This is a genomic window from Prochlorococcus sp. MIT 0701, assembly GCF_000760295.1.
Classification (GTDB): Bacteria; Cyanobacteriota; Cyanobacteriia; order PCC-6307; family Cyanobiaceae; genus Prochlorococcus.
Genome location: NZ_JNBA01000039.1, coordinates 363775 through 387266, shown reverse-complemented (window position 1 = coordinate 387266; position 23492 = coordinate 363775). Strand labels below are relative to the sequence as shown.

The window sequence follows — 23492 nt, the reverse complement described above, 5'->3', positions numbered from 1 at the left end:
AGTTCTCCTGAGGTTCACCAGTCCATGTCCATTCCAGAGCTGATTGAAACCGCAACCGGATGGCTTGCCTGGTCAGGCTTAGCCCTAAGCGTAATCACCCTGATTGCTTTCTTGGTGCGTTGGGTACAACGCTTCCGGTTGGTGGGAGTTACCAGCTTCACCCTTCTTCTTTTGGCAAGCTGCTGGGCTTTTGGAGTGAGCTATACCCCCCCCCTCAAGGTGGAAGGAGCTCTTGTGGTACCCGTGGTATTTGACAACAGCACGGACCTTGTTGTTGCCCAGGCACCTGACGACTTTCCGGATGAAGCGGTCGAAGCCACATTGGAGCAACTAGCAGGCAACCTGCATAGCGGTGGATATAACGGTGGCGAAGTGCATGTGCGGCTACGCAGACTGGAATCGGCTGGAGAGGGTGTTAGTCAACCCGTCATCCTCGGTGAAGTCATACGCGACTTGCGTCAGAACATCACGCTGCCATTAGCCGAAAAAAGCGATGCAGGTTGATCAACCTTTGGGAGATTTACCTCAGAGCTTTCGTGACGAACAAGCACTGCTCGTGGCCGCAGGGATCACAACATGGAGCGCATTGAAACGCCTCGAGAACCAGGAACTCAACCGACTTGCTAAGGGAGGGCTTGCTACGACCCGCAACCTGAAACGATTGCGAGGCATGGCTGCACTTGTTTGTGATCTAGATCTAGAACTGGCGGATGCTGCCTTGCTGATCCACTCCGGGCTAGCCACTGCAGCCGCTTTGGCCGCTGCGACTCCACAGGATGTCGTGCATCAGACGGGACGGTTACAACGCCAACTCAATAACCATCGACAATCGAGCGTGGACCTTGCTATGGCGAATCGCTGGATACAGCTTGCTCGTACTAGGCAACTGCAGAACTGACCTAGCGAAGCCACACAACCCCGCCAAGAGTGTCTCAAATGATGAAAGCGTGCATTTTTGAGACCAATGCGCTATTTGCCAGTGCTGATCGTCGTAGCCCTTGCAAGTGCTTCGGATATCAAGGCGCAGTCCAGCCTTCTTGAAAGCGTCAAAAACAACCCGGGCGAAGCGCGCGAATTGTGCGGTCAATTTAAGGCTCTCAATACCAAAGGGGTTTCTGCTTACTCATCTCAAGCGATCTCAGAAGTCGCCCGCCAACGCAATCTCAGCTCCAATAACGCTGAGATTCTGGCCACCTATGTGATTGGAATGAACTGCCCGGATGTGCGTTGAAGGTCGAACGAGCTCTGGATCCGTGAACTGGCACGATGCCTGGCTGTCACTCACTGATGGGGTCAAGCTCGTTGCCAGGTTATGGGTCCCGAAAGGTGAGGGACCCTGGCCTGCGCTAGTGATGCGTCAGCCCTACGGACGTGCGCTCGCCTCAACTGTGACTTACATCCATCCTGGTTGGTGGGCAAGTCACGGCTATCTGGTCGTGGTCCAGGACGTACGTGGTCAAGGGGATTCCGAAGGCCACTTCAATGGCTTCCTTCAAGAAGCTTCTGATACCAGTCAGACGCATGCATGGGTTCGGGAGTTACCAGAATGCAATGGCCTCCTTGGAACCTATGGGTTTTCTTATCAGGGCCTAACACAGCTGCTTGCCGAACCCGGGACGCCGCCACCGGATTGTCTGGCACCAGCGATGGCAGGAGTTGATGAGCGCAACCATTGGAGTTGTGATGGAGGTGCTCACTGGTGGCATCTTGGCTTGGCCTGGGGGCTGCAACTTGCAGCACTACAAGCTCGTCGCTGTGGCAACTGGGAAGCATGGACAGAGCTTCGCCGCAGTTTGGAAGACGACAGCTACCTGTATGAGGGTCCGGTACTTCTGAAACGCCACGATCCCGATGGAATGACCTTGAGATGGCTACATCAATCGAGCCAAAACGATCAAGGCTGGGTTGTACACAAGCCCTTGGATTCCTGGCTTCGTCAACCGATGCTGCTTCTGGGTGGCTGGTGGGACCCCCATTTGAATGGCCTGCTTGATCTCTATCAACGATCAATCCAAGTAGGTGGTAGTCCAGAACTTCACATCGGTCCAGCTACTCACCTGCAGTGGTGGCCTGATGCACAGCAACTCCAGCTGGAGTTCTTTGATCGCCATCTGCAATCTTCGAAAGCCTCAACCAATTCAAGATCCCATGGGCGGATCTGGAATATCACGTCTTGTTCTTGGCAGAAATTTGCAAGCCCCACCCAGACCACAACATCAGCCCATGCCGGCTGGAGTCTTGTCAGTGGAGGGATGGCCTGCTTGGACCCCTCAGAAGGCACCCTGCATCAGAACAAGAAAGGTGGCGGCGTGGTTTATGTGGTCCATGACCCTTGGCGACCTGTTCAAGCAGTGGGAGGACATCTCAGCCCAAAACCAGGAGTTGCTGAGCGCAGCGCCGTGGACCAGCGCGCCGATGTGGCCACCTTCACCAGCACTGCTTTTCAGGAAGCTCTCCAATTGAATGGGATCCCATTACTGCAGCTGACCGTGCAGTCAGATCAACCGGGATTTGACCTTTGCGTTGCCCTTTCCATTGTTAATCGCAGCCAGAGCGAGGTGAAGCAACTCTCAACAGGTTTTCTGCGTGTGCAAGGAGAGCAGGCCCTGCGCATGCTGCCGCGCAAGGTGAAACTTCAACCAATACTTGCAGACCTGCAGCGAGGAGAACATCTGCGGCTATCTCTGGCAGGCGCAGCCTGGCCGGCCATCGGTGTCAACCCAGGCCACGACCGTCAACCCTGTGGCCCTCCAGGACCCCATTGCCAAGTGGTGACCATGACACTGCAGCTCAATGGATCCAAGTTGAGGCTTTTGCCATGGAACTCCGGCAAAATAGATTTCGATTTGCCCCAAGAGTTTTGAAGCTGTCTGTTTGCCTGCTGAGCCTATCCCTTGGATTGCCCATGGGCCTGAGTGCACTAACCCTTCCGACTGTGGCAGCGCAGGAGAGCATTCAAAAGACCACCTTGAGCCCTGCTGAGGCGACAAAAACAGCGCAAATCCTGCTCAGGGCATTAGTGGTGCAAGACGCCAAAACCATCTATGGCCAACTTTCAGAAGCCCTGCGCAGCAGCACCACCACTGAACGGATCCAACAACGTCTGAAAAGGCGCCCTCAAGTCAAGTCAAGTCGCATTGTCGACGTCTCATCAGGGATAGACGACACCACTGTCGACGCCATGGTTGAGACCATTAACGGAGACGTCCCCTTGATCATGGTTCTCGATCAGAAAGGGAAATTGATCGCATGGAAATGGAGTGGTCAAGCATTGCCGATCGAGCAATCAGCCATTGATTTCGTTAACGATTTGGTATCTGCTCGCTGGATCGCTGCACGTTCCTTTCTTGAACTGAGCTTTCAACAGGAGTTGAAACCACAAGACTTGCAACGCAAGTGGACAAAACTCAACCGCGTTACTGGAGGTTTCCAAAAGGTGAAAGATGCGATTGTTGCTAGCCAAGGAGGGGAACAGCAGCTTGTTCTGGTGACCATTGAGTTCGGCGATTTAATAGACAACCTTTTTGTCATTTTCAACAGTCAAGGGGAGATCATCAACGTGGATTTCTCAGCTGATCTGGTCTGATTGATCAGCGTTCGCTGATTCAACTGCTCACTCTGGTGCTCAGTCTGCCCTTGAGGTCCATGAATCGACCTAAGCTCCCGGCCATCGATGTCCTTGCCCCATGACCACCAGTGTTGCCCTCGACTGGGTGGTTCAAGACGGCCAACGACTTGCTGAATGCCGCCATGACCATCCTTTCTCGGTGCTTGGTCCTCAATCCCATGAGGGGCAATGGATCGTGCGGATCTGGATGCCAGAGGCAAGCCAAGTAGAGCTCCTCTGTGATGGCAGAACGACTGCCATGACAACGACCAATCACTCCTGGATCTTCGAAGCGCCTCTCAACCAAGATCCCGGCCGCACATACCAGCTGCGGGTTAAACGCGCAGGGATCGAGCATGAGCAGCACGACCCTTGGGCCTTTCAAGATGAATGGATGGGGGAGATGGATCGCCACCTCTTTGCGGAGGGCAATCATCACCACATTTGGCAACGCATGGGCGCCCATCTGATTGAGCGTGACGGTGTTCAAGGAGTGATGTTCTGCCTGTGGGCACCCCACGCATGCAGTGTGGCTGTTCTCGGTGATCTAAACGGATGGGATGGACGTCATCATCCGATGCAGCGTCGCCAGGGAGGTCTTTGGGAGCTATTTATCCCTGGATTTAAAGAAGGGACCCTTTACAAATACGAAATCCGAACCCAAGACGGCCATTGCTATCAGAAAGCTGATCCCTATGGTTTCCAGCACGAGGTGCGCCCAGCGAAAAGCTCCGTAGTGGCAAGGCTTGATCGCTATCAATGGCAGGACGCGCAATGGTTACAGCAACGGGATAGCCGTAATGCTCTCGATCAGCCGATTTCTGTCTATGAAATGCATCTAGGCAGCTGGATTCATGCAGCAGCAGATGAACCGTATATCGAAGTGGATGGCACCCCCCGGGCGCCTGTACCCGCTGCTGATATGAAGCCTGGAGCTCGTCTCCTGACTTATCCCGAACTAGCCGACCAGTTAATCCCCTACGTGAAAGATCGGGGATTCACCCACATCGAACTGATGCCAATCTCAGAGCATCCATTTGATGGCTCATGGGGATACCAGGTCACAGGGTGGTATGCACCCACCAGCCGATTTGGAAGTCCGGATGAATTCCGTGCATTTGTTGATCGCTGCCACGCCGAAGGTCTAGGTGTGATTATCGATTGGGTGCCAGGCCATTTCCCTAAGGATGATCATGGCCTGGCCTTCTTTGATGGAACTCATCTTTACGAACATTCCGATCCACGCATTGGTGAACACAAGGAATGGGGCACGTTGATCTTCAACTACAGCCGCAACGAGGTTCGCAACTTTCTCGTTGCCAATCTTGTGTATTGGTTTGAGCAATTCCATATTGATGGCATTCGTGTTGATGCGGTGGCTTCGATGCTTTATCGCGATTACCTTCGACCTGATGGAGAATGGATTGCCAATGAAGATGGAGGGCGAGAAAATACAGAAGCTGTTCGATTCCTCCAACAGGCCAATCACGTTCTCTTCCAGCATTTTCCTGGAGCACTTTCAATTGCGGAGGAGTCAACAACTTGGCCCATGGTTACTCAGCCCACTGATATGGGCGGCCTGGGGTTCAACCTTAAATGGAATATGGGTTGGATGCATGACATGCTCGATTATTTCGAGTTAGATCCTTGGTTTAGGCAGTTTCACCAGAACAACATCACTTTCTCTATCTGGTATACCTACACCGAAAATTTCATGCTGGCACTTAGTCATGATGAGGTTGTTCATGGTAAAAGTAACCTTCTCCATAAGATGCCAGGAGATGACTGGCAGAAATGTGCAAATGTTCGCGCATTGCTTGCCTACATGTGGACCCACCCAGGCAAGAAAACTATCTTCATGGGAATGGAATTTGGTCAACGATCGGAATGGAATGTATGGGGAGATCTGCAATGGGAGCTCTTGACACATGATCCTCATAAGGGTCTGCAGAGATTGGTTGATGACCTCAACACTTTCTATAAAGCCGAGCCTGCTCTATGGAAAGATGACTTTGATCAATACGGTTTCCAATGGATTGATTGCAATGATAATAGTCATTCTGTAATCAGCTTTATGCGTCGTGAAAGTAGTGGCGGAACTTGGCTTGTCGTTGTCGCCAATTTCACCCCGCAAACTCATTCAAATTACAGAATTGGCGTGCCTATTAGTGGCTATTATGAGGAAGTTTTCAACACGGATAGTTCTTGTTACGGCGGTAGAAACCTCGGCAATATGGGCGGTAAAAACACTGATGGATTCAATATTCATGGATATGAGCAGTCTCTTGAACTCTGCCTACCAGCTCTGAGCGTGCTGGTCTTCCGTCATGACCCGAAGCGAAGTCTTTGAATTCAGCCAAAGCCAATGGACATGTGACGAAGCTGCGTTCTCAACATCACTGATGGCCTTAACAACAACGGCCTTCAGGTAGGTTTTCTGACTGATCCTGACTCTTGTAATGAGCGACTCCCAGCCCTTGTTGCTACGCGCTGCGCGTGGTGAGTCGGTCGAGCGTACCCCTGTATGGATGATGCGCCAGGCGGGACGCTATATGAAGGTCTACCGGGATCTCCGGGACCGTTACCCCAGTTTTCGAGAGCGTTCCGAAAATCCAGATCTCTCTTACGCGATCTCGATGCAGCCCTTTGAAGCCTTCCAGCCTGATGGGGTGATTCTGTTTTCAGACATCCTCACGCCATTGCCAGGCATGGGCATCGATTTCGACATCGTTGAAAGCAAGGGCCCCCTAATCCAAGAACCGATTCGTAGCCTCAGCCAAATTGAGGCTCTTCATCCACTGGAACCCAACGCAACCATGCCTTTTGTTGGCGAGGTGCTCGGACGCTTGCGCGAGAGCGTTGGTAATAAGGCTGCTGTGTTGGGTTTTGTGGGAGCTCCTTGGACCCTTGCTGCCTATGTGGTTGAGGGCAAAAGCAGCAAGAATTACGCCGTTATCAAGGCGATGGCTTTCCAGCAGCCAGATCTTCTGCATCGTTTGCTCAACCATTTCGCTGAATCGATTGCCACCTACTTGCGTTATCAAATTGATGCCGGCGCCCAGGTCGTGCAGATGTTTGATTCCTGGGCTGGTCAGCTCAGCCCGATCGACTACGACACCTTTGCAGCGCCTTATCAAAAAAGAGTCGTAGACCTGGTGAAATCCACTCATCCCGACACTCCAATGATTCTCTATATCTCTGGTAGCGCTGGAGTATTGGAACGAATGGGGCGCACAGGTGTCGACATCATCTCTCTTGACTGGACTGTTGATATGGCCGATGGCTGCGCTCGCCTTCCCGAGCACTTAGGTGTGCAAGGCAATGTTGACCCTGGCCTTTTGTTTGGTACACCAGAAGCGATTCGAGAGCGAATTGTTGATGCAGTCCGCAAGGCTCGAGGTCGCAGGCACATCCTTAACCTCGGCCATGGCATCCTGCCTGGAACACCTGAGGAAAATGCCAAGGTGTTCTTCGAAACTGGCAAGACTGTTGACAATCTGATCGGATCTGCCGCTTGACTCTTGCCCGGATCCTGATAACAGGAGCCAGCGGCTGTGTTGGGCAGTACACAGCCGCCTGGCTACTCGAAAACTCCGATGCCGAGTTACTTCTCTGGCTAAGAGATCCGGCCAAACTCATGGCCATCTCACCGCAACACCCACGTGTACAACTACTGGTTGGAGATCTACGTGATCCCCATTGTTTTGCTGAACAGTTAGCCACGGTCAGCCGTGTGATTCATACAGCAACGGCCTGGGGGGATCCAGAGCGAGCCCATCAAGTGAATGTTGTGGCTGTTAAAACTCTGCTTGGGCTTCTCAATCCAGAGGTTCTTGAGCAGATTACCTATTTCTCTACGGCAAGCATCCTCAACCGGGCTCTCCAGCCATTGCCAGAAGCTCTCTCATATGGCACTGAATACATTCAAACCAAGGCTCAGTGCCTCCAGGACCTGGAGCATCATCCGTTAGCAGATCGGATCGTAGCTGTTTTCCCTACGCTCGTTTTCGGGGGAAGGGTTGATGGCACGAGCCCATTCCCTACCAGCTATCTCACTGAAGGGTTAGCAGAGGCAAGCCGCTGGCTTTGGTTGGCACGCTGGCTAAGGGCTGATGCCAGCTTTCATTTCATTCACGCAGCAGATATTGCTTGGATTTGTGGCCACTTGGCAACGACCCCCCATCATGCCAATCGCGAGGCTGGGCAGGGAGCTGTTCGGCGTTTGGTTATGGGCCAACCCGCGATCTCTGTGAATCAAGCTGTAGCGACTCTTTGTCGCTGGTGTGGGCTCAGGCAGACGCCTGGTCTACCCCTCTGGGGTTGGCTGATTGAGGCTCTGATCAAGGTGCTACCGATCGAAATCAATGCCTGGGATCGCTTCAGTATCAAGCAACGGCACTTTGTGCATGATCCAATTACTACACCAGAACGTTTCGGAGGTCACAGTTATGCCGCCACACTTAAAGCAGTGTTGGCAGATTCAGGACTGCCTCGGCGAGGAAAAGTTCATAATCAGGGGTAAAGTGTTCTCAGACACGATGTAAGCCCTCATGGCCTCAATGCTTCGCTCTATTGCTGCAGCTTGCTGCACCCTGCTCTTGGTAATTGGACTTGGAGTCTCTTCCGTTCAGGCCGCCACTACTGAAGTGAAGCTAGGTAGCGATTCAGGCATGCTTGCTTTCGATCCCAGCTCTATAACGATTCAAGAAGGAGACACGATTAAGTTCGTCAACAATAATCTGGCCCCACATAACGCTGTATTTGAAGGCCACGATGAGTTAAGCCATCCAGATTTAGCTTTTGCACCTGGTGAGTCTTGGGAAGAAACCTTCTCAACTGCCGGCACCTACGATTTCTACTGTGAGCCCCATCGTGGAGCTGGCATGGTTGGAACGGTTACTGTTAACTGAATTGAATTGAATTGAATTGACTGGCCGATAAGTAAGTTTTAAAGATCCTAAAAATATCAAACCTGAGGTGACAATCCTTGCTTTGTTGCCTCAGCCTTTTTATTTGATGACATAAGTTTGATCAATCATGCAAGCATGCAAAGGATTCTCTCAGGTTTGCAGGCATTAAAGCTTGGATGTAGCATCAGAGTCGTAATTCGCTTGCCGCAATGACACGAGAAGGATTATCTAATCTTCTCCATGCTGCTGAGCATAGTTTAAGCCTGCGAAGCAAGTTGAAAAATTGCTCTAATTATCAGGAGCTAATAGATATAGCTACAGATTATGGCTTTACTGTCAAGCTTTGCGACTTTCAAAATGAGGTCGAGTCACAGCGGATAGAAGATTGGTTTAGAAATAGCAAAATCTCTCCAATTCGCAAGTAATTCACTTCAATCCAATTGGCTTCAAGGATTTATGGGCGAAGTTGTTGAAGATTACAGCGCTTATGTTAAATCAAGTTATAAGTATGATTAGTGTAAGTAGTAATACACTCTCCTTAACGCAAAGGGCAAGGTGAATGTTGGGTTGGCTGTGTTATTTGGATCAAGAGAATGGTCAAAGATTAAGCTATGAAGAGATGGTCTAATCCTATTTAGATGGTTGATCTATAAGCTTCTTGAAGCCAGTAATTAAACGCCTTAATGCATATATGACAGCCATTGATAACGAATCTAGCAGTAAGTTTTGATTTGCCTCAGGGTGGTATTTACCACACTCTGCCGAAAGAGCCGTACCAATCAGAACGGTTTGCCGCTTGGCACTATTGGTTAGTCGACATACGGTTGACTCAACGTAAAAGACCACATGCAACCTAAGGCGGATCAATTTACCGAAAAAGGCTGGGCAGCAATCGTTTTGGCCCAACAACTTGCCCAACAACGCAAGCAGCAGCAACTGGAAACAGAGCATCTGCTGTTGTCGCTGCTAGAGCAAAACGGCTTAGCAGGGAGAATCCTAGAAAAAGCAGGTGTTTCGATCGGCAATTTGCAAACAGCCGTAGAGGCACACCTGCAGGAACAGCCCACTTTGCAGGCCACGCCAGACTCTGTCTATCTGGGCAAAGGAGTCAATGATCTCTTTGATCAAGCTGAGAAACATAAGCAAGCTTTTGGCGATAGCTTCATCTCGATTGAACATCTGTTGCTTGCCTTAGCCGGGGACAATCGTTGCGGCCGAAAGCTGCTCAATCAAGCGGGCGTGGATGTGGGCAAACTAAAGGTTGCAATTGACGCGGTACGCGGAAACCAGAAGGTGACCGATCAGAACCCAGAAGGAACTTACGAATCTCTCGAAAAATATGGCAGAGACCTGACTGCCGCTGCTCGTGAAGGCAAACTCGACCCTGTAATCGGAAGGGACGATGAGATTCGACGCACGATTCAGATTCTTAGCAGGCGCACCAAAAACAACCCTGTCCTCATTGGGGAGCCAGGGGTGGGAAAAACCGCAATTGTTGAAGGCCTCGCACAGCGGATTGTTAACGGCGATGTACCTGCAGCCCTACAGAACAGACAGTTAATCGCTCTTGATATGGGTGCCTTGATTGCAGGGGCGAAATATCGAGGTGAATTTGAAGAGCGACTCAAGGCAGTGCTCAAAGAAGTCACCGCATCTGAAGGACAAATCGTACTTTTTATTGATGAGATCCATACCGTGGTAGGAGCTGGAGCCACCGGTGGGGCGATGGATGCAAGCAATTTGCTCAAGCCAATGCTGGCTCGAGGGGAACTGCGCTGCATTGGTGCAACGACCCTCGACGAGCACCGACAGCATATTGAAAAAGACCCCGCTCTAGAAAGAAGATTCCAACAAGTGCTTGTGGATCAACCCACAGTGCAAGACACGATCTCCATCCTGCGTGGTCTTAAAGAACGCTACGAAGTGCATCATGGTGTGCGCATTGCTGACAACGCCCTAGTTGCTGCAGCTGTGCTCAGCAGCCGATATATTGCCGATCGTTTTTTGCCAGACAAAGCCATCGATTTGATGGATGAATCTGCTGCACGATTAAAAATGGAAATCACTTCCAAGCCGGAGGAAATTGATGAAATCGATCGCAAGATTTTGCAGCTCGAGATGGAGAAGCTTTCCCTAGGACGTGAGTCCGACTCCGTTAGTAAGGAAAGGTTGGAGAAACTAGAGCGCGAACTTGCTGAATTAGCAGAGCAACAAAGCGCGCTCAATGCACAGTGGCAACAAGAAAAAGGTGCGATTGACGACCTTTCTTCGCTCAAAGAAGAAATCGAACGGGTGCAATTGCAAGTTGAGCAAGCCAAGCGTAGCTACGACCTCAACAAAGCAGCTGAACTGGAGTATGGAACTCTGGCGGGATTGCAGAAACAACTCACCGAGAAAGAAACTGCCCTGGCCCAAGATGAAGATGCAGGCGATAAATCACTGCTGCGAGAGGAGGTTACGGAAGACGATATTGCTGATGTCATTGCTAAATGGACTGGGATTCCAGTCGCCAAGCTTGTGCAGTCGGAAATGGAAAAACTACTTGGACTTGAAAAAGAACTTCACCAACGTGTGATTGGCCAAGAACAGGCTGTGCAAGCTGTTGCGGATGCGATTCAGCGTTCCAGGGCAGGTTTAAGTGATCCCAACCGCCCGATCGCAAGTTTTTTATTTCTAGGCCCCACTGGTGTAGGTAAAACGGAGCTATCCAAGGCATTGGCCTCTCAACTGTTTGACAGCGAGGCTGCCTTGGTACGAATCGATATGTCTGAGTATATGGAGAAGCACAGTGTAAGCAGACTGATCGGAGCACCTCCAGGTTATGTCGGCTATGAAGCCGGTGGACAGCTCACCGAAGCCGTACGCAGACGCCCTTATGCGGTAATCCTGTTCGATGAAGTGGAGAAGGCACACCCAGATGTGTTCAATGTGATGTTACAGATCCTCGATGATGGACGTGTCACCGATGGTCAGGGTCGCACAGTTGATTTTACAAATACGGTGCTAATTCTTACGAGTAATATTGGCAGCCAGTCGATCCTCGACTTGGCAGGGGATGATTGTCAATACGGGGAAATGGAGCGTCGAGTTCATGATGCTTTGCATGCTCATTTTAGGCCTGAGTTTCTCAACCGCCTGGATGAAACAATCATCTTTCATAGCCTCAGGCGCGAGGAACTGCGTCAGATCGTTGCCCTTCAGGTCAATCGGCTGCGTGAGCGTCTTGGCGATCGCAAGCTTGGCCTAGAGATCAGTGATACAGCAGCTGATTGGCTCGCCAATGCTGGCTATGACCCTGTTTATGGGGCCAGACCCCTCAAGCGAGCGATACAACGCGAGCTTGAAACTCCAATAGCCAAAAGTATCCTGGCGGGCCTTTATGGAGACGGTCAGATTGTGCATGTGGATGTGGATCAGGAGCATCTGAGCTTCCGCTAATCCTCCTTTCATTAGTGCGCCCACCAGGGGAGTTGATCGGGCAAATTGATCAGAGCATAGTTTTGGTCGCATACCACTGAGGTATTGCTTCGTAGCAAGCTGCATTGGCCTCATTCTCACGCGCTTCTACCCGCCAACAACAGCTGCGCCCAGCATCTCGATCAAGCAGAAGGGCATTGGCCCATTGCCAAACCAGTGCTGCGCTGGACTCCATGCCCACATTGTCCATCACCCTTAGATCGATAGCGCCTTGATCATTCAGGCTCTGCCATTGAGGGAGGAGCGGATCATCAGCATTGGCGAGGAAGGTGTGATCGAATTGGTTGTTGAGTTGTTGTTCCAGGGGCCTAAGACTGGAAAAATCGACGACAAACCCGTAGGGGTCAAGCTCTTGAGCTGCAAACCAAAAGGTAAAACTGCGGCTATAGCCATGCACGAATCGACAGTGCCCTGGATGACGCCATTGACGATGACAGCAAGGATATCCAGCAAAATTCTTGCTACAAGTGTAAGAATTTTTGAGTGTTTTAGTCACGGTCGTTCATCCAGAGAGTTGCTGAAATTGGCGTGTGTTTTGAAATTATGAGTAGAGAGTGACTTTGATGTCGTGAATCGATCTATGTGACTATACGGATCAGCCTAAGCGACGAATAAAATCATGTTCAAATAGAAGCCAATCTTTAAGGCAATGCATTGTAAATACTTTTTATTGCAGGGAGTTTCCTCGGGGAATGGACTCTAGAGAGAAGATCTAAAGACTCATCTGAATTCCATAGTGTAGATTCAAAGCTCTTTAGTTTGACCCTTAACTCATTTGGAAAAGTATACCTAATTGAACAAACACTCTTCAGGCAATATTTCGGCATGATTACTGGTATTCATTGATTTCCGATCAAGGCTTTCAATTTGGTGCCTACAATCCGATTGCAAGAAGAAGCATGAGATTTGCTGTTCGCCGCAAGTGGCAAGTTCTTTTCAGCGGGAACCCAGATTAGATTTCTTTTGAAAAATTGAGATCTGTGATCAGTCGTAATATCTTGGATGGCGTTTTATGGTGACAAATAAGACATGAGAGATAGCAGTTAAGAAATCTGGAGAATTGAATTGCTCTGATCTAAGAAGAGGGCGAGAATTCATTGAATTTATTTGCTTGGATGCGTTGCCAGTTAAAGATCGGCGTAGCTTGTTGCCATGCATCAGCAGAAAATAAATCGGGAAGGTCTCCATTGAGAACTTTATCGATGATATAGTCATTGAAACCAACATAATCGGAGAGGCTGCCTTTAAATCCATACTTATCATCACTAAGTGATCTTAAGACTTCTTTCCTATTTGGATTCGCTTCATCAATAGCAAGTTGAAAATTTATTTTTGTTTCTTTGATTGTGCTTTTGAGCATAGGTGCAAGCTTGCGAGAGTCATCGCTAAAAGATGCCTCATCTCTACCTTCATTGACGAGAAGCTTGAGGTTAGATTATTTTCTTCTGAAAGTGCAAATTGCTGATAGCTGCCTTCACCTTGAAAAGTCCGACGGACTGGTCTTTAAGAGTTGATTGTTGATTGGCTAAACTTGCTGCATTAAAATTCAACCTATCAGCAGTTGGGATCGTCCCCTTTTAGATGTGCCTGAGACAAGCTATCTGCTTGATACTGAGTAATTAATGCTTTGAGTAGGTCTTATCAGTCTTCAACCCCACCCATCGTCCCTTGATGTCTCTGGTGTCTGTTGATCCTGAACCCTAGTCATGGCTAGAAGTGAAATTTCTAATCAGCACCCATAGCATTCGAGATGCTGATGCACGGCTCCATTCGCTTTTAGGTTATGAGACCTTAAGAGGGGTGGGTCATGCGAGAGCGAAGCAGTTGATGACTCGTTTGGTGCTGAGGGATGATTGCACGGCAGCACCTCCACTCTTTGAGGACGAATGCAACCCCTCAGCCCCGCCTTCATCGACCAACTTTGTTTTGACGATATTGGTCTGATTCCAGCGATCTCCCAAGACTGGCTTGATGGAGCCGTTTTGATGATGGCCTGGATGAATCGCACTGCCCTGGAGCAGACATTAAAGAGTGGCGAAGTTCATTACTGGAGCCGCTCGCGCCAGGAGCTTTGGCATAAAGGTGCCACTAGCGGTCATACGCAGATCCTTAAGGGAATTCGTTATGACTGCGATGCTGATGTGCTTTTACTCAGTATCGAACAAACCGGTTTGGTCAGTTGTCATACCGGAGCTCGAAGCTGTTTCTTCGCAGAGGTAAACCATCATTCGCAGGGAGACTCACTGACTCTCCCTCCTCCGATGGATGCCTGCAGTGAACTTTTTCGGGTCATTGATCAACGCCAGACCACACCCGAAACCAACAGTTACACAAACAAGCTTTTAGAAGGTGGTGACAATCGCATCCTTAAAAAAATTGGTGAGGAGAGTGCGGAATTTGTGATGGCTTGCAAAGACGACGATGGGAAGGCAATTGCTAATGAAGCAGCTGATCTTCTCTTTCATCTGCAAGTCGCTCTTGCCCACCACGGTGTGAACTGGAGAGAAGTGCTTGAGGTGCTCGCTAATAGACGTGGAGCACCACGTCGAAGCTGAATGCTGAACTGTTGCTGACTGAGTGATTCTTTTTAGTGAAATTCCCATCAACGTGGTTGCCCAAAGTTGGTGGATTGTGAACGGATCCACTCAAGTGTGAGCCGATCTCTTTGGGAAACAGTCAAGACAGGCAATGCCCCCTGGGATACGGCCATGACATCGCCAGCATGATCACTGTGCCCCCATAGGCCAAAAGCATGACCTAGCTCATGCAAGGCTGTCGCTTGAAGGACAGGCGCTCTTAGTTCTGGTGAAACCAAGACCTTCACTTTTGGCTCAAGTTGGGTTGCCTTTTTGCGTCGAGCCTCAACGATTGTCAGCAGACTTCGGCCATTGCTGGCACGCCAACCGGAGGGGAGCTGTCGCAGCGGAGGGCGTTTTCTAAACACCATCACATGAGCGCGTTCAATCTCAGCGACCCTCGTTATTGGGATCACTTCAGACCAGCTATTGAATGCAGCATCAACAGCATTGGCCCATCGCTTTAACCAGCGGTGGCCCGCAACAGAGCCTTTGGGGTTTGGTTCAACCCATACACACCAATGCGGCAGGCTTGGATAACCAAAACTGGTGGTCGCTAATTTGTCGACATACCCGAGCCCATTTCTGGATTCGGGTAATTGAAGCCCACCATTTAAAACACGAACGTCTTGCGCTGGTGGACAGGGATCTGGAACCATTTGGCTTATTGAGAAGGAAGACCGACGCCGCGGGCCATCAGGGTTGCCAAAAGGGGAATGAATGCAAATCCAATGATTTCGATGTTAATGAACCAACCGAGGCGAGTCACTAAAGAGGAACTCACTTCAGGAAGTTCTCCCTTGCGCAGTGGAATAGCCCAGAGGATATAGGTGACAGTTGGATAAAGCGAAAGAGTCCCCGCAACAATAAAGACTCCTACCTTCCACCAGAACAAAGGGTTTTGAGTATAAAAGTCACTTCCCTGGCCGAAATACAACACCCGCAAAATGCCGCTGATCAATAGCGCCAACCCTGCTACGCCATAAACGATGTCAGTGATTAACATGGCCGTGGCTTCTCCACGGTTTGGGGAAGCCTTCAACAGCTTTCGCTCAAGCACCAAGGCAGCAAAGCAAACCATGAAGCTCAGGTAGTGGACGTAGGCAATTCCAGCATTGTTGACAATCTCAGGCATGAGGAGGACTCCCAAGTGGATGGGATGAATGAAATTCGCTTTGACGCTAGCGACATCAAGCTCAATGAACGGCTATCTCAATAGAAGAAGGGAGTGAGGGGGGGCTGCACCAATCAAAGCAACACGACATCCTGAAGAAACTGTTTAATAACGCATAAAAAGTTAATTCCGCACTCTTCCTTACGCAGCCAGGATGGAAACACTTTGGCTCTAGGTTCAATTAAGAGTTGAGTTCTAGATGGTGAGTTCTTTAAGTGCCTATCTTGGGGAGATCGGGCGGCACCAACTTCTGACACCTGAACAGGAACTCACAATGGGTCGGAAGGTTCAGGCCATGGTTGCGCTTACTGATCGCTGCCATCTCGCTGGCGGAGCGGGGCCCGAATGCGAATACTCAGATGATCAGCGCCTCACCATTCGTCGCGGAGAAAAAGCCAAAAATCAGATGATCACTGCCAATTTAAGACTTGTAGTGAATCTGGCCAAGCGCTACCAGGGCAAGGGTCTTGATCTTCTCGATCTGATTCAAGAAGGTACGCTTGGACTTACAAGAGCAGTGGAGAAATATGACCCAACCCGTGGCCATCGATTTTCGACCTATGCCTATTGGTGGATTCGCCAGGGGCTTAACCGGGCACTATCTACCCAGAGCAGGACGATACGAATTCCCGTAAATGTGAATGAGAAGCTCACGAAATTAAGAGCAGCAAAGTCAAGACTGATGCAGAGCAACGGATTGCCTCCCACTGCTGAGCAATTGGCAAAAACCATGCGACTGCCGATGGCCGAAGTGGAAGATCTGCTTGCTTGTGAATTACGCAGTGTGACAGTGAGCCTTCAAGGAGTTGTGAAGTCAAAATCTGATCCTTCAGAACTTGTGGATCTCCTTCCCAGCGAAGAGATCCCTCCTATGGAGCGTGCCGAAATAGCGGAAAGGACTGCATCGGTATGGACTTTGCTCAATCGTGCGAACCTCACTCCTAAAGAACGGATGGTGGTCACACTTCGTTTTGGACTCGACGGATCTCATGAATGGCGCACCCTCGCGGAAGTTGCACGACATATGAGCTGCAGTCGCGAATACTGCAGGCAGGTGGTACAAAGGGCACTGCGAAAATTACGCAAAACAGGAATTCAGAGTGGTTTGGTAGAAAGCACCCTTTAAGCGATAAACGTCACTGAAAAGTAGGAAATCCGCCCCAAGCAGGGGCGGTGCTCATCTTATGAATCCCCATAAATCAGGTAAAAATGGAATGACATCGGCGCCGACAAACCATGGTTGATGAGTCCACCGCAACTCACACCACCGTCGATGCAACGGTGCTGGAAAGTTCCGTTATTGATCAGAGTCTGTTTCAAAAGGTGTTGCGTCAGGCTGGGCGAAGCCTTGCAAGGCCAGCTTTAGAAGCTATGGAAATGCTCTTGGATGCATCAACACCTGCACAGGCCAGACTCACAATGCTCGCTGCACTTACCTACCTCATCATGCCCATTGATTTGGTGCCAGATTTAATCCCTGTCGCAGGATTCAGTGATGACCTTGTTGCACTTACCGCAGTCGTAGGCCTCTGGAGCAATCACATGACCCCCCAGATTCGTGATCGTGCCCGACGCAAACTGGATCGGTGGTTTCCAGTTGGCGGCTGATGTCAGGCTGGTCTGGTCAAGTTGAAGATGAGCTGACCCTCCTGCTGAAGGATTGGTTGAAGCAGCAGGGACGTACCCAGGCAGACCTGCGTCGAAGCCTCCAGGCTGTGTCGACTCGCATGCCTGCTTTGCTTGAGGTCTTGGAACGTGAACATCGCCTGGGCGGAATACCACGGGTGGCCGCACGTCTATGTGAAATTGAAGCTGAATGGGTTGGAACGAATGCATCATCTCCATCTGACAACCCAAAAGATGCCGATCCTTTCAGCCAACTAGACCTACTTCTGCAAGAAATTCGCGACGACTGCGGCAGCTGAACCAGATGACAGGCAAAGTGGATCTGAATGACAGTTCCATCATGCGTTTGCCCTTACTTGTGACTTGCCTTGGAATGACTGCCAGTGTGCAATTAGCTGCTCCTCTAAGCCTGCAGGCACAGTCGGAGGGGTGGCTGCTGGGACCGAACAGCCGTACAGGTGAAAACAGCAAAGTCGTGCCCAGCGACTGCATTGAAGAGGCGGATGGATCCATTACCTGCGATACCAAGATTGAGAATCCCAGCGGCGATACCCCGGCTAGGCCTACCTACAATCCTTTCAATAACTGAGATCCGCCTTGCGCCGTCTTAAGCGGGCAATGCCTTCATTCCTCAACCTAGTGGATTGGGGAGAAACAGTAATAGTCAAGGTTCTCACAGTGATCACCGTTGTTGTGATCATTGCGGCATTGACACAGCTCATCGTGAATGTTGGCAGTGAATTGTTTGCTGATTCACAGCACAGCTGGCTTGGGGATGACTTAATCAAGGTTCTTGGTGATCTGTTAACTGTGCTGATTGCTCTTGAAGTGCTTCAGAACGTCACCAGTTATCTCCGCCGCCACGTGGTACAGATTGAGCTGGTGCTTGTCACAGCGTTGACAGCCGTGGCGCGCAAAGTGATCGTGTTGCCACCAGGATCTGATGATAAACCTCAGTTACTGGCTGGACTGGGGATTGCCTCGATTGCTTTGGCCGGGGCTTATTGGCTGGTCAAGAGAGCGACAATTGATCCGGTTCTTTCTGCTCGTTCCAGAACAAAGCCAACCAAATTGTCCCAGGGTGAGGATCGGTTCGTTCCACACGATGCAGACGGTGAGGGGCCAAATGCAGCTGATCTCCCACGCTGAGATCAACCCACCCATCGGGACCTTTCAGTTGCATACGTGCACTCCCTTTGATTAGCACAATCCATTCGTGATCAGCCTGGTCATACCAGAACCCCTCTGGACTAGATGCAGCACAAGAGAGAATTAGCTCTAGGCGCCAATTTGAACCAGCTTGGAGAAGATGCTGTTGTTCCTGTCCTTGTGGAGGTAATGGCCGCGTTAGCAGATTGGCATCGGAAGGAAGCTGCTCGACAGGATCAAGTTCACCCCAACGGCGTCCAATCTCAAAGCCCCAAGATCGAGCTAACTTCACCACTTGGTTGTGATCTCCACAAGCAGCTAGCAGCTCCCGTCGGCCAGGGACCTTTTCTAGCGACTGAATCATTTTTTGAAGCTGTTGCACCTTGTCGAGGAATCGGTACAGATCCTGTTCTGCCATCCATTTCTCCAGAATTCATTGCCAACTAATGATGCTGAAAACAAATTGCTCAAGGCATCAGCGAGAAAAATTTTGGTTGCCTCATCCAGCTTTGTTCATCACAACACGCATAGAAATACTCAACCATGCAAACCTCTGAATAGGATTCAAAACCTATTCCCATGCTCTACATCAACCAGCCTATGAGAGCAGTGAACAGCAGTTGATTCGGCTGAAGATCTGCTCTAAGTCTTTGTGATAGCCCAGTCCACTCTTTCACGGGGATGCCAAGCCCATACGCAACTGTTAAAGCGTTATCAGCAGACCAAAACAGATCACTACGGCAGACTGAGGCGTTACTACTGATGATTGCATGAATCTACAGATTCGTCTGAGGCGATTTGTATTTGAACTTGGGGGCCAAATTGCAGGATTGCTAATCCTGATCTCTACACTCTTGAGCCATCCTATTGGCACCATTGCATTGGATACCGATGCTGGAGGATCGTTATTCAAGCAACACTGTTCAGGATGTCATGTAAATGGTGGCAATATCATTCGACGTAACAAAACCCTTAGGCTCAAAGCACTAGAGCGAAACGGTCTAGATAATCCTCAAGCAATCGCCAGAGTGGCTCGAGAAGGAATCGGGCAAATGTCTGGCTATGAGGATGTTCTCGGCGATAGTGGAGATCAGCTCGTGGCGGCCTGGATATGGGCTCAAGCTCAGAATGCTTGGACCCAAGGGTAAACCTCAAGAGAGGTCCATATTCCTTCCTTCCAGTAAACGTCTTGCTCTAGAAGCTTCCTAACAACATCAAGACTTGCGGCTTCGAAAATCCCAAAAACATGAGTGCTCCCTTCTGTTGGACCAAGAGTGATCAGAATGCCCTGCTTCTTAAGAGTGGTAAGCCTATTGAGGTGTTCTTCACGAAAAGGGCTTCGCTTTTCAAGTGCGTTCTCGCAGTAAGTACCCCAAAGAACAAATCGTGCCATGTCTGCAGCTTAAAACTCATCGCTAAAATTTGTCTCTTAAAGGATGGCACAAATGGGTAACTAAACGCTATGTTGTTGAAGTAGATTTCTGTTTTACAAATCATGCTCACCGGCAGCGACCTCCTCACGAAAGTCAAAGACCTGGGTGATGTCAGCAAATCCGATCTTGTTCGCGCCTGTGGCTACGTCTCCACGAAGAAGGATGGTGGAGAACGCCTTAATTTCACTGCTTTCTACGAAGCTCTACTAGAAGCTAAAGGTGTAAGCCTTGGTATAACTGGTGTTGCAGGTATCGGTAAGGGTGGACGCAAGCTTAGCTACGTAGCTACTGTTCAGGGCAATGGCAATCTATTGATTGGCAAGGCTTATACAGCCTTACTTGATCTCAAGCCTGGTGATGAGTTTGAAATCAAGCTTGGACGCAAGCAGATTCGCCTAGTTCCCGCTGGAGGAAGCGACGAAGACGACGATTGATTCATATTTTGAGCTAAGGGAGATTCAGCCAAGATCGTGCCAACCTCATTTGAATCACTCAAGCCCTGGAAATCCTCCAGGGCTTTTTTTGTTGATGTCTTTAGGCAGGAGGATAGACATGAGCAAGTTAAAACTCATCCAGCAGCGTTGCGCAGCTCCTTGCAGAAAAGACCCGCTTCTTGAGCAACAAATCCAGGAGCAGCAGCAGCCATTCGTTTCACTAGAGCACTGCCAACAATGGCTCCATCAGCACCCCAATTTCGCACCTGCCGTACCTGCTGAGGCCCAGAAATTCCAAATCCGACTGCTACAGGATTGGAACAGGACAATTTGAGTTGTTGCACCAAGGATTCAACACGTTCCTCCATTACAGAACGTTCGCCGGTAACTCCCGTCACGCTCACTAAATAGGTAAACCCCCTGCTGCTTTCTGCAATCCTTGCCATGCGTTCCGCAGGTGTAGTAGGAGCCACCAGAAGAACCAGATCAAGTCCACGAGCAGAAGCCAAGGGAGAAAGACGCTCAGCTTCCTCGAGTGGAAGATCTGGGACCACAAGACCGGCAACTCCAGCCTCAGCCGCTTCATCACAGAAACGCTCCATGCCCCGGTTGAACAATGGATTGGTGTAGGTGAACAGGATCACAGGAATGGAAAGTTTGCCCCGCAAGTCAATCAACATCTGCAAGACCCGAGCTGGTGTCGTACCAGAAGCCAGTGCTCGAGAAGCAGCTGCCTGAATCACCGGACCATCGGCGAGAGGATCGCTATAGGGAATGCCCAGCTCGACCATGTCCGCGCCAGATTGCTCCAGGCTGAGCAACACTTCAGCAGTTGTTGCCAGATCAGGATCACCAGCCATTAGAAATGGCATGAGTGCAAGGCGTCCCTCAGCTTGTACTCGTTGGAAGCGACTGCTGATTGTGGCTTGTGTATTGGATTTCGGTGCCAAGGAATCTGCCATAGCAATCATTAGAAGAAGTCGTGAGGGTGGCAAACGCCCTAGAACCTATTGGTCGGAGGGGGCTTGTTGCTTAGGCTTCTCATCCTCAATATCCTTCAGCAAGGAAACTTTCTCAGCATCAGGTAATGCATCGAAGCGAGTCTCAAGTTCAGCAGTTGAAAGGTTTTCATAGGCCTGTTGATAACGACGACGTTGCTGCATGAAGGTCATATTCCCAGAAACCACTCGAAGTAGATATGATCCCGTCCATCCGACAACAACCACAACAAGAAGTGATTGAGCAGCGATACCGGCAGAAATACTATCCAGGCCCGCAAAGCTGAATACACTGTAAGCGAGCCCTCCGAGTATCAAAACAAGAAAGCCCAGCTGAATGACCTTGGCACGCGTCATATGTTTAAACCTCTCCTTGACCATTAAGGCGAAGATTCAAAAAAGGCGCGAATAGAATTAAACCGGGAAAGAACAGGAACACCATTCCGTAGGCGCTTAGACGCTCGAATTTGCCCATACAGTGCCACCGTCTGTTCATCCAGGAATAGAGGAGCAAAGGGACAACAACCAAATAGAGGCCACCTAAAAAGGCATAGGCAGCGAGCACCATCAGCGAGTTGATCGAGATTGGACTGGTGACGGCCTGTAGAAACACTGTCAGTAAACTGCTTGGTGTTAAATCTAGGATGCCATTGCGGGCCTTGGCCCAGCCATTGCCGGGGGCATGGCGGAATTGGTAGACGCAAGCGACTTAAAATCGCTTGTCCTGAAAAGGACGTGGGGGTTCAAGTCCCCCTGCCCCCACTGGTGATCATCGCAACGAGCCAAATATTTTCCCCATTTGTGTAGAGATTCAAGTTGCTAGCCAGACCCCAATCGGATCCTTGATTGCCAGGTCGAGCAATGGTGCAATTAATGCGCTCTGAGGCGTGCTTTATCAATCAACCGAAACAGACCAGCCCAACAGTTCGCCAGCATGAAATGGAACTAAGTGTTCAGAAGAATCTGCATTGGTTTGTCCGGTAAAAGTAGCTGGTACAACATGAGCTCGTCGTATCAGTTTGATTGAGGTGTTATTGAGGGGCAAACCATAGAACGCTGGCCCGTATTCACTGGAGAAGGCCTCAAGACGATCAAGTGCTCCTTCCTGCTCAAAGACTTCGGCATAACTTTCCATCGCATAATGAGCATTGAAAATGCCACCACAACTACAAGCACTCTCCTTTGCAGAGCGAGGATGTGGTGCCGAATCAGTGCCAAGGAAAAAGCATGGTTTGCCACTTGTCGCTGCTCGACGCAGGGCGAGTCGATGGCGTTCACGCTTGGCTACTGGTAAGCAGTAGAAATCACTACGAAAACCACCGAGAAACATTGCATTGCGGTTGATATGTAAATGATGAGGAGTGATAGTGGCTGCCAGATTCGCTCCACCTGTTTCCACGAACTGAACTGCCTCTTGGGTCGTGATGTGCTCCATCACTACACGAAGATTTGGATAACGCGCTATTAGTGGTGCCAGGTGGTGCTCAATAAAAAAGGCTTCTCTATCGAAAATGTCGATATCGACATCGCTCACCTCACCATGAACGAGCAATGGCATCCCAATTCTCTCCATCGTCTCTAGAAGTGAGTTAATCGCTCTTAGATCACTGACTCCCTGCTCGGAATTAGTTGTGGCATGGGCTGGATAAAGCTTGGCGGCGATGAAAACATCTTGTTGATGCCCTTGCTCTAAAACATCTGCAGCCAAACTCTCGTTGAGGTAGGCCGTCATCAATGGCGTAAACGGAACACCATCAGGAAGGGCTGCCAAAATCTGGTCGCGATAGGTTTTTGCTGCTTCTACACTCGTGATCGGTGGCCTGAGATTGGGCATCACGATTGCTCGTCGAAACACCCGAGCTGTGCTGCCTAGCACCGCATGCAGCATGGCACCATCCCTCAGATGGACATGCCAGTCATCCGGTTGACGCAAAATGAGTTGGTCGGGCAAAGAATCCAAAGCCATCAACCCAGAATGAGGTGTAGAGATTTCAGCACCGAAGCAAGACCCAAAAATAAATTTGCTGTGATACACCCTTTCAGGAAGTGCTCCCAAAAATGATGTTTTCGACGCTATGGCTCAGTCATTCCTGAGAACAGACAATGAC

The 23492-nt window shown here is 50.0% G+C and carries 28 protein-coding genes, 1 tRNA gene and 1 pseudogene; 20 read left to right on the top strand and 10 right to left on the bottom strand.

Features of this window, described 5'->3' with window-relative positions; all coding sequences use genetic code 11:
- Nucleotides 1–24 precede the first annotated feature (24 nt).
- The 11 genes from EV12_RS12170 to clpB all read left to right on the top strand — a co-directional run bounded on the left by EV12_RS12170 (nt 25) and on the right by clpB (nt 11955).
- A complete protein-coding gene (locus EV12_RS12170; RefSeq protein ID WP_036915662.1) occupies nt 25–504 on the top strand; it encodes a Ycf51 family protein in 480 nt (159 codons plus the stop codon).
- Entirely contained in the window at nt 494–898 is a 405-nt protein-coding gene (locus EV12_RS12165) for a DUF4332 domain-containing protein (RefSeq protein WP_036915659.1), read from the top strand. The genes EV12_RS12170 and EV12_RS12165 overlap by 11 nt, the downstream gene beginning before the upstream one ends.
- Nucleotides 899–964: 66 nt before the next feature.
- Nucleotides 965–1231 carry a hypothetical protein gene (locus tag EV12_RS12160; RefSeq protein WP_036915656.1) on the top strand — a complete coding sequence of 89 codons (267 nt, stop codon included), beginning with the start codon at nt 965–967 and terminating at the stop codon, nt 1229–1231.
- Nucleotides 1221–2864 carry a CocE/NonD family hydrolase gene (locus EV12_RS12155; protein ID WP_036915653.1) on the top strand — a complete coding sequence of 548 codons (1644 nt, stop codon included), beginning with the start codon at nt 1221–1223 and terminating at the stop codon, nt 2862–2864. Before EV12_RS12160 ends, EV12_RS12155 begins: the two co-directional genes overlap by 11 nt.
- Complete coding sequence (locus EV12_RS12150) at nt 2819–3586, top strand: DUF3887 domain-containing protein (RefSeq protein ID WP_036915652.1); 768 nt, start codon at nt 2819–2821, stop codon at nt 3584–3586. Before EV12_RS12155 ends, EV12_RS12150 begins: the two co-directional genes overlap by 46 nt.
- A 100-nt stretch (nt 3587–3686) precedes the next feature.
- A complete protein-coding gene (glgB, locus tag EV12_RS12145; RefSeq protein WP_036915649.1) occupies nt 3687–5957 on the top strand; it encodes a 1,4-alpha-glucan branching protein GlgB in 2271 nt (756 codons plus the stop codon).
- A gap of 109 nt (nt 5958–6066) precedes the next feature.
- Nucleotides 6067–7125 (top strand): uroporphyrinogen decarboxylase, encoded by a 1059-nt coding sequence (hemE, locus tag EV12_RS12140; RefSeq protein ID WP_036915646.1) that lies wholly within the window; start codon nt 6067–6069, stop codon nt 7123–7125.
- Entirely contained in the window at nt 7122–8129 is a 1008-nt protein-coding gene (locus EV12_RS12135) for an NAD-dependent epimerase/dehydratase family protein (RefSeq protein WP_036915644.1), read from the top strand. Before hemE ends, EV12_RS12135 begins: the two co-directional genes overlap by 4 nt.
- Before the next feature lie 28 nt (nt 8130–8157).
- On the top strand, nt 8158–8517 hold the full coding sequence (petE, locus tag EV12_RS12130; RefSeq protein WP_036915640.1) for a plastocyanin: 360 nt from the start codon (nt 8158–8160) through the stop codon (nt 8515–8517).
- 209 nt (nt 8518–8726) lie between these two features.
- Nucleotides 8727–8942 (top strand): Nif11-like leader peptide family natural product precursor, encoded by a 216-nt coding sequence (locus EV12_RS14975; protein ID WP_072014317.1) that lies wholly within the window; start codon nt 8727–8729, stop codon nt 8940–8942.
- A 421-nt stretch (nt 8943–9363) separates the two neighbouring features.
- Nucleotides 9364–11955: an ATP-dependent chaperone ClpB gene (clpB, locus tag EV12_RS12125; RefSeq protein WP_036915637.1), complete on the top strand. Its 2592-nt coding sequence runs from the start codon at nt 9364–9366 to the stop codon at nt 11953–11955.
- A gap of 49 nt (nt 11956–12004) precedes the next feature.
- Here the strand turns inward: clpB and EV12_RS12120 are convergent, their stop codons facing one another.
- Both EV12_RS12120 and EV12_RS12115 read right to left on the bottom strand, forming a co-directional pair.
- Nucleotides 12005–12490, bottom strand: coding sequence for a 6-carboxytetrahydropterin synthase (locus EV12_RS12120; protein ID WP_036915634.1), 486 nt, complete (start codon nt 12488–12490; stop codon nt 12005–12007).
- Between the two features lie 579 nt (nt 12491–13069).
- Nucleotides 13070–13354 carry a hypothetical protein gene (locus EV12_RS12115; protein WP_036915632.1) on the bottom strand — a complete coding sequence of 95 codons (285 nt, stop codon included), beginning with the start codon at nt 13352–13354 and terminating at the stop codon, nt 13070–13072.
- A gap of 526 nt (nt 13355–13880) precedes the next feature.
- Here EV12_RS12115 and hisIE point away from each other — a divergent pair.
- Complete coding sequence (gene hisIE, locus EV12_RS12110) at nt 13881–14549, top strand: bifunctional phosphoribosyl-AMP cyclohydrolase/phosphoribosyl-ATP diphosphatase HisIE (RefSeq protein WP_036915629.1); 669 nt, start codon at nt 13881–13883, stop codon at nt 14547–14549.
- A 47-nt stretch (nt 14550–14596) separates the two neighbouring features.
- Here the strand turns inward: hisIE and EV12_RS12105 are convergent, their stop codons facing one another.
- Entirely contained in the window at nt 14597–15229 is a 633-nt protein-coding gene (locus tag EV12_RS12105) for a peptidase (protein WP_036915627.1), read from the bottom strand.
- A 5-nt stretch (nt 15230–15234) separates the two neighbouring features.
- The gene (locus tag EV12_RS12100) at nt 15235–15705 is read right to left on the bottom strand and encodes a DUF2214 family protein (protein ID WP_036915626.1); all 471 of its coding nucleotides are present in this window, start codon (nt 15703–15705) and stop codon (nt 15235–15237) included.
- 238 nt (nt 15706–15943) lie between these two features.
- On the opposite strand from EV12_RS12100, the gene EV12_RS12095 reads away from it, so the two are divergent.
- The 5 genes from EV12_RS12095 (at nt 15944) to EV12_RS12075 (ending at nt 18519) form a co-directional block, all read left to right on the top strand.
- Nucleotides 15944–16870, top strand: a complete 927-nt coding sequence (locus tag EV12_RS12095) for a sigma-70 family RNA polymerase sigma factor (RefSeq protein WP_036915624.1) — start codon at nt 15944–15946, stop codon at nt 16868–16870.
- A 110-nt stretch (nt 16871–16980) separates the two neighbouring features.
- Complete coding sequence (locus tag EV12_RS12090) at nt 16981–17352, top strand: YkvA family protein (protein ID WP_036915622.1); 372 nt, start codon at nt 16981–16983, stop codon at nt 17350–17352.
- Nucleotides 17352–17669: a hypothetical protein gene (locus EV12_RS12085; protein ID WP_036915619.1), complete on the top strand. Its 318-nt coding sequence runs from the start codon at nt 17352–17354 to the stop codon at nt 17667–17669. Before EV12_RS12090 ends, EV12_RS12085 begins: the two co-directional genes overlap by 1 nt.
- A gap of 5 nt (nt 17670–17674) precedes the next feature.
- A complete protein-coding gene (locus EV12_RS12080; RefSeq protein WP_036915616.1) occupies nt 17675–17959 on the top strand; it encodes a hypothetical protein in 285 nt (94 codons plus the stop codon).
- Between the two features lie 29 nt (nt 17960–17988).
- On the top strand, nt 17989–18519 hold the full coding sequence (locus EV12_RS12075; protein WP_036915613.1) for a phosphate-starvation-inducible PsiE family protein: 531 nt from the start codon (nt 17989–17991) through the stop codon (nt 18517–18519).
- Here the strand turns inward: EV12_RS12075 and EV12_RS13315 are convergent.
- Nucleotides 18482–18883 (bottom strand): annotated as a pseudogene (locus EV12_RS13315) (Nif11 domain/cupin domain-containing protein); the annotation flags it as partial. The gene EV12_RS12075 and the pseudogene EV12_RS13315 sit on opposite strands and share 38 nt — an antisense overlap.
- 406 nt (nt 18884–19289) lie before the next feature.
- Here EV12_RS13315 and EV12_RS12065 point away from each other — a divergent pair.
- Nucleotides 19290–19667, top strand: a complete 378-nt coding sequence (locus EV12_RS12065) for a c-type cytochrome (protein WP_036915611.1) — start codon at nt 19290–19292, stop codon at nt 19665–19667.
- Here the strand turns inward: EV12_RS12065 and EV12_RS12060 are convergent.
- On the bottom strand, nt 19643–19912 hold the full coding sequence (locus EV12_RS12060; protein ID WP_011129842.1) for a YciI family protein: 270 nt from the start codon (nt 19910–19912) through the stop codon (nt 19643–19645). The genes EV12_RS12065 and EV12_RS12060 overlap by 25 nt on opposite strands.
- A 102-nt stretch (nt 19913–20014) precedes the next feature.
- Between EV12_RS12060 and EV12_RS12055 the strand changes: the two genes are divergently transcribed.
- Nucleotides 20015–20386: an AbrB family transcriptional regulator gene (locus tag EV12_RS12055; protein ID WP_011129843.1), complete on the top strand. Its 372-nt coding sequence runs from the start codon at nt 20015–20017 to the stop codon at nt 20384–20386.
- A gap of 134 nt (nt 20387–20520) precedes the next feature.
- On the opposite strand, the gene trpA is transcribed toward EV12_RS12055, so the two are convergent.
- From trpA to ndhL, 3 genes are read right to left on the bottom strand one after another with little or no spacing between them, the layout of a single operon-like run.
- On the bottom strand, nt 20521–21348 hold the full coding sequence (gene trpA, locus EV12_RS12050; RefSeq protein WP_036915804.1) for a tryptophan synthase subunit alpha: 828 nt from the start codon (nt 21346–21348) through the stop codon (nt 20521–20523).
- Between the two features lie 45 nt (nt 21349–21393).
- Nucleotides 21394–21765 (bottom strand): DUF3007 family protein, encoded by a 372-nt coding sequence (locus EV12_RS12045; RefSeq protein ID WP_413314850.1) that lies wholly within the window; start codon nt 21763–21765, stop codon nt 21394–21396.
- Nucleotides 21746–21952 carry an NAD(P)H-quinone oxidoreductase subunit L gene (gene ndhL, locus EV12_RS12040; RefSeq protein ID WP_413314848.1) on the bottom strand — a complete coding sequence of 69 codons (207 nt, stop codon included), beginning with the start codon at nt 21950–21952 and terminating at the stop codon, nt 21746–21748. The genes EV12_RS12045 and ndhL overlap by 20 nt, the downstream gene beginning before the upstream one ends.
- Before the next feature lie 108 nt (nt 21953–22060).
- Here ndhL and EV12_RS12035 point away from each other — a divergent pair.
- A tRNA-Leu gene (locus tag EV12_RS12035) sits at nt 22061–22146 on the top strand.
- A 133-nt stretch (nt 22147–22279) separates the two neighbouring features.
- Here the strand turns inward: EV12_RS12035 and pyrC are convergent.
- The gene (gene pyrC / locus EV12_RS12030; RefSeq protein ID WP_036915798.1) at nt 22280–23344 is read right to left on the bottom strand and encodes a dihydroorotase; all 1065 of its coding nucleotides are present in this window, start codon (nt 23342–23344) and stop codon (nt 22280–22282) included.
- Nucleotides 23345–23492: the final 148 nt, after the last annotated feature.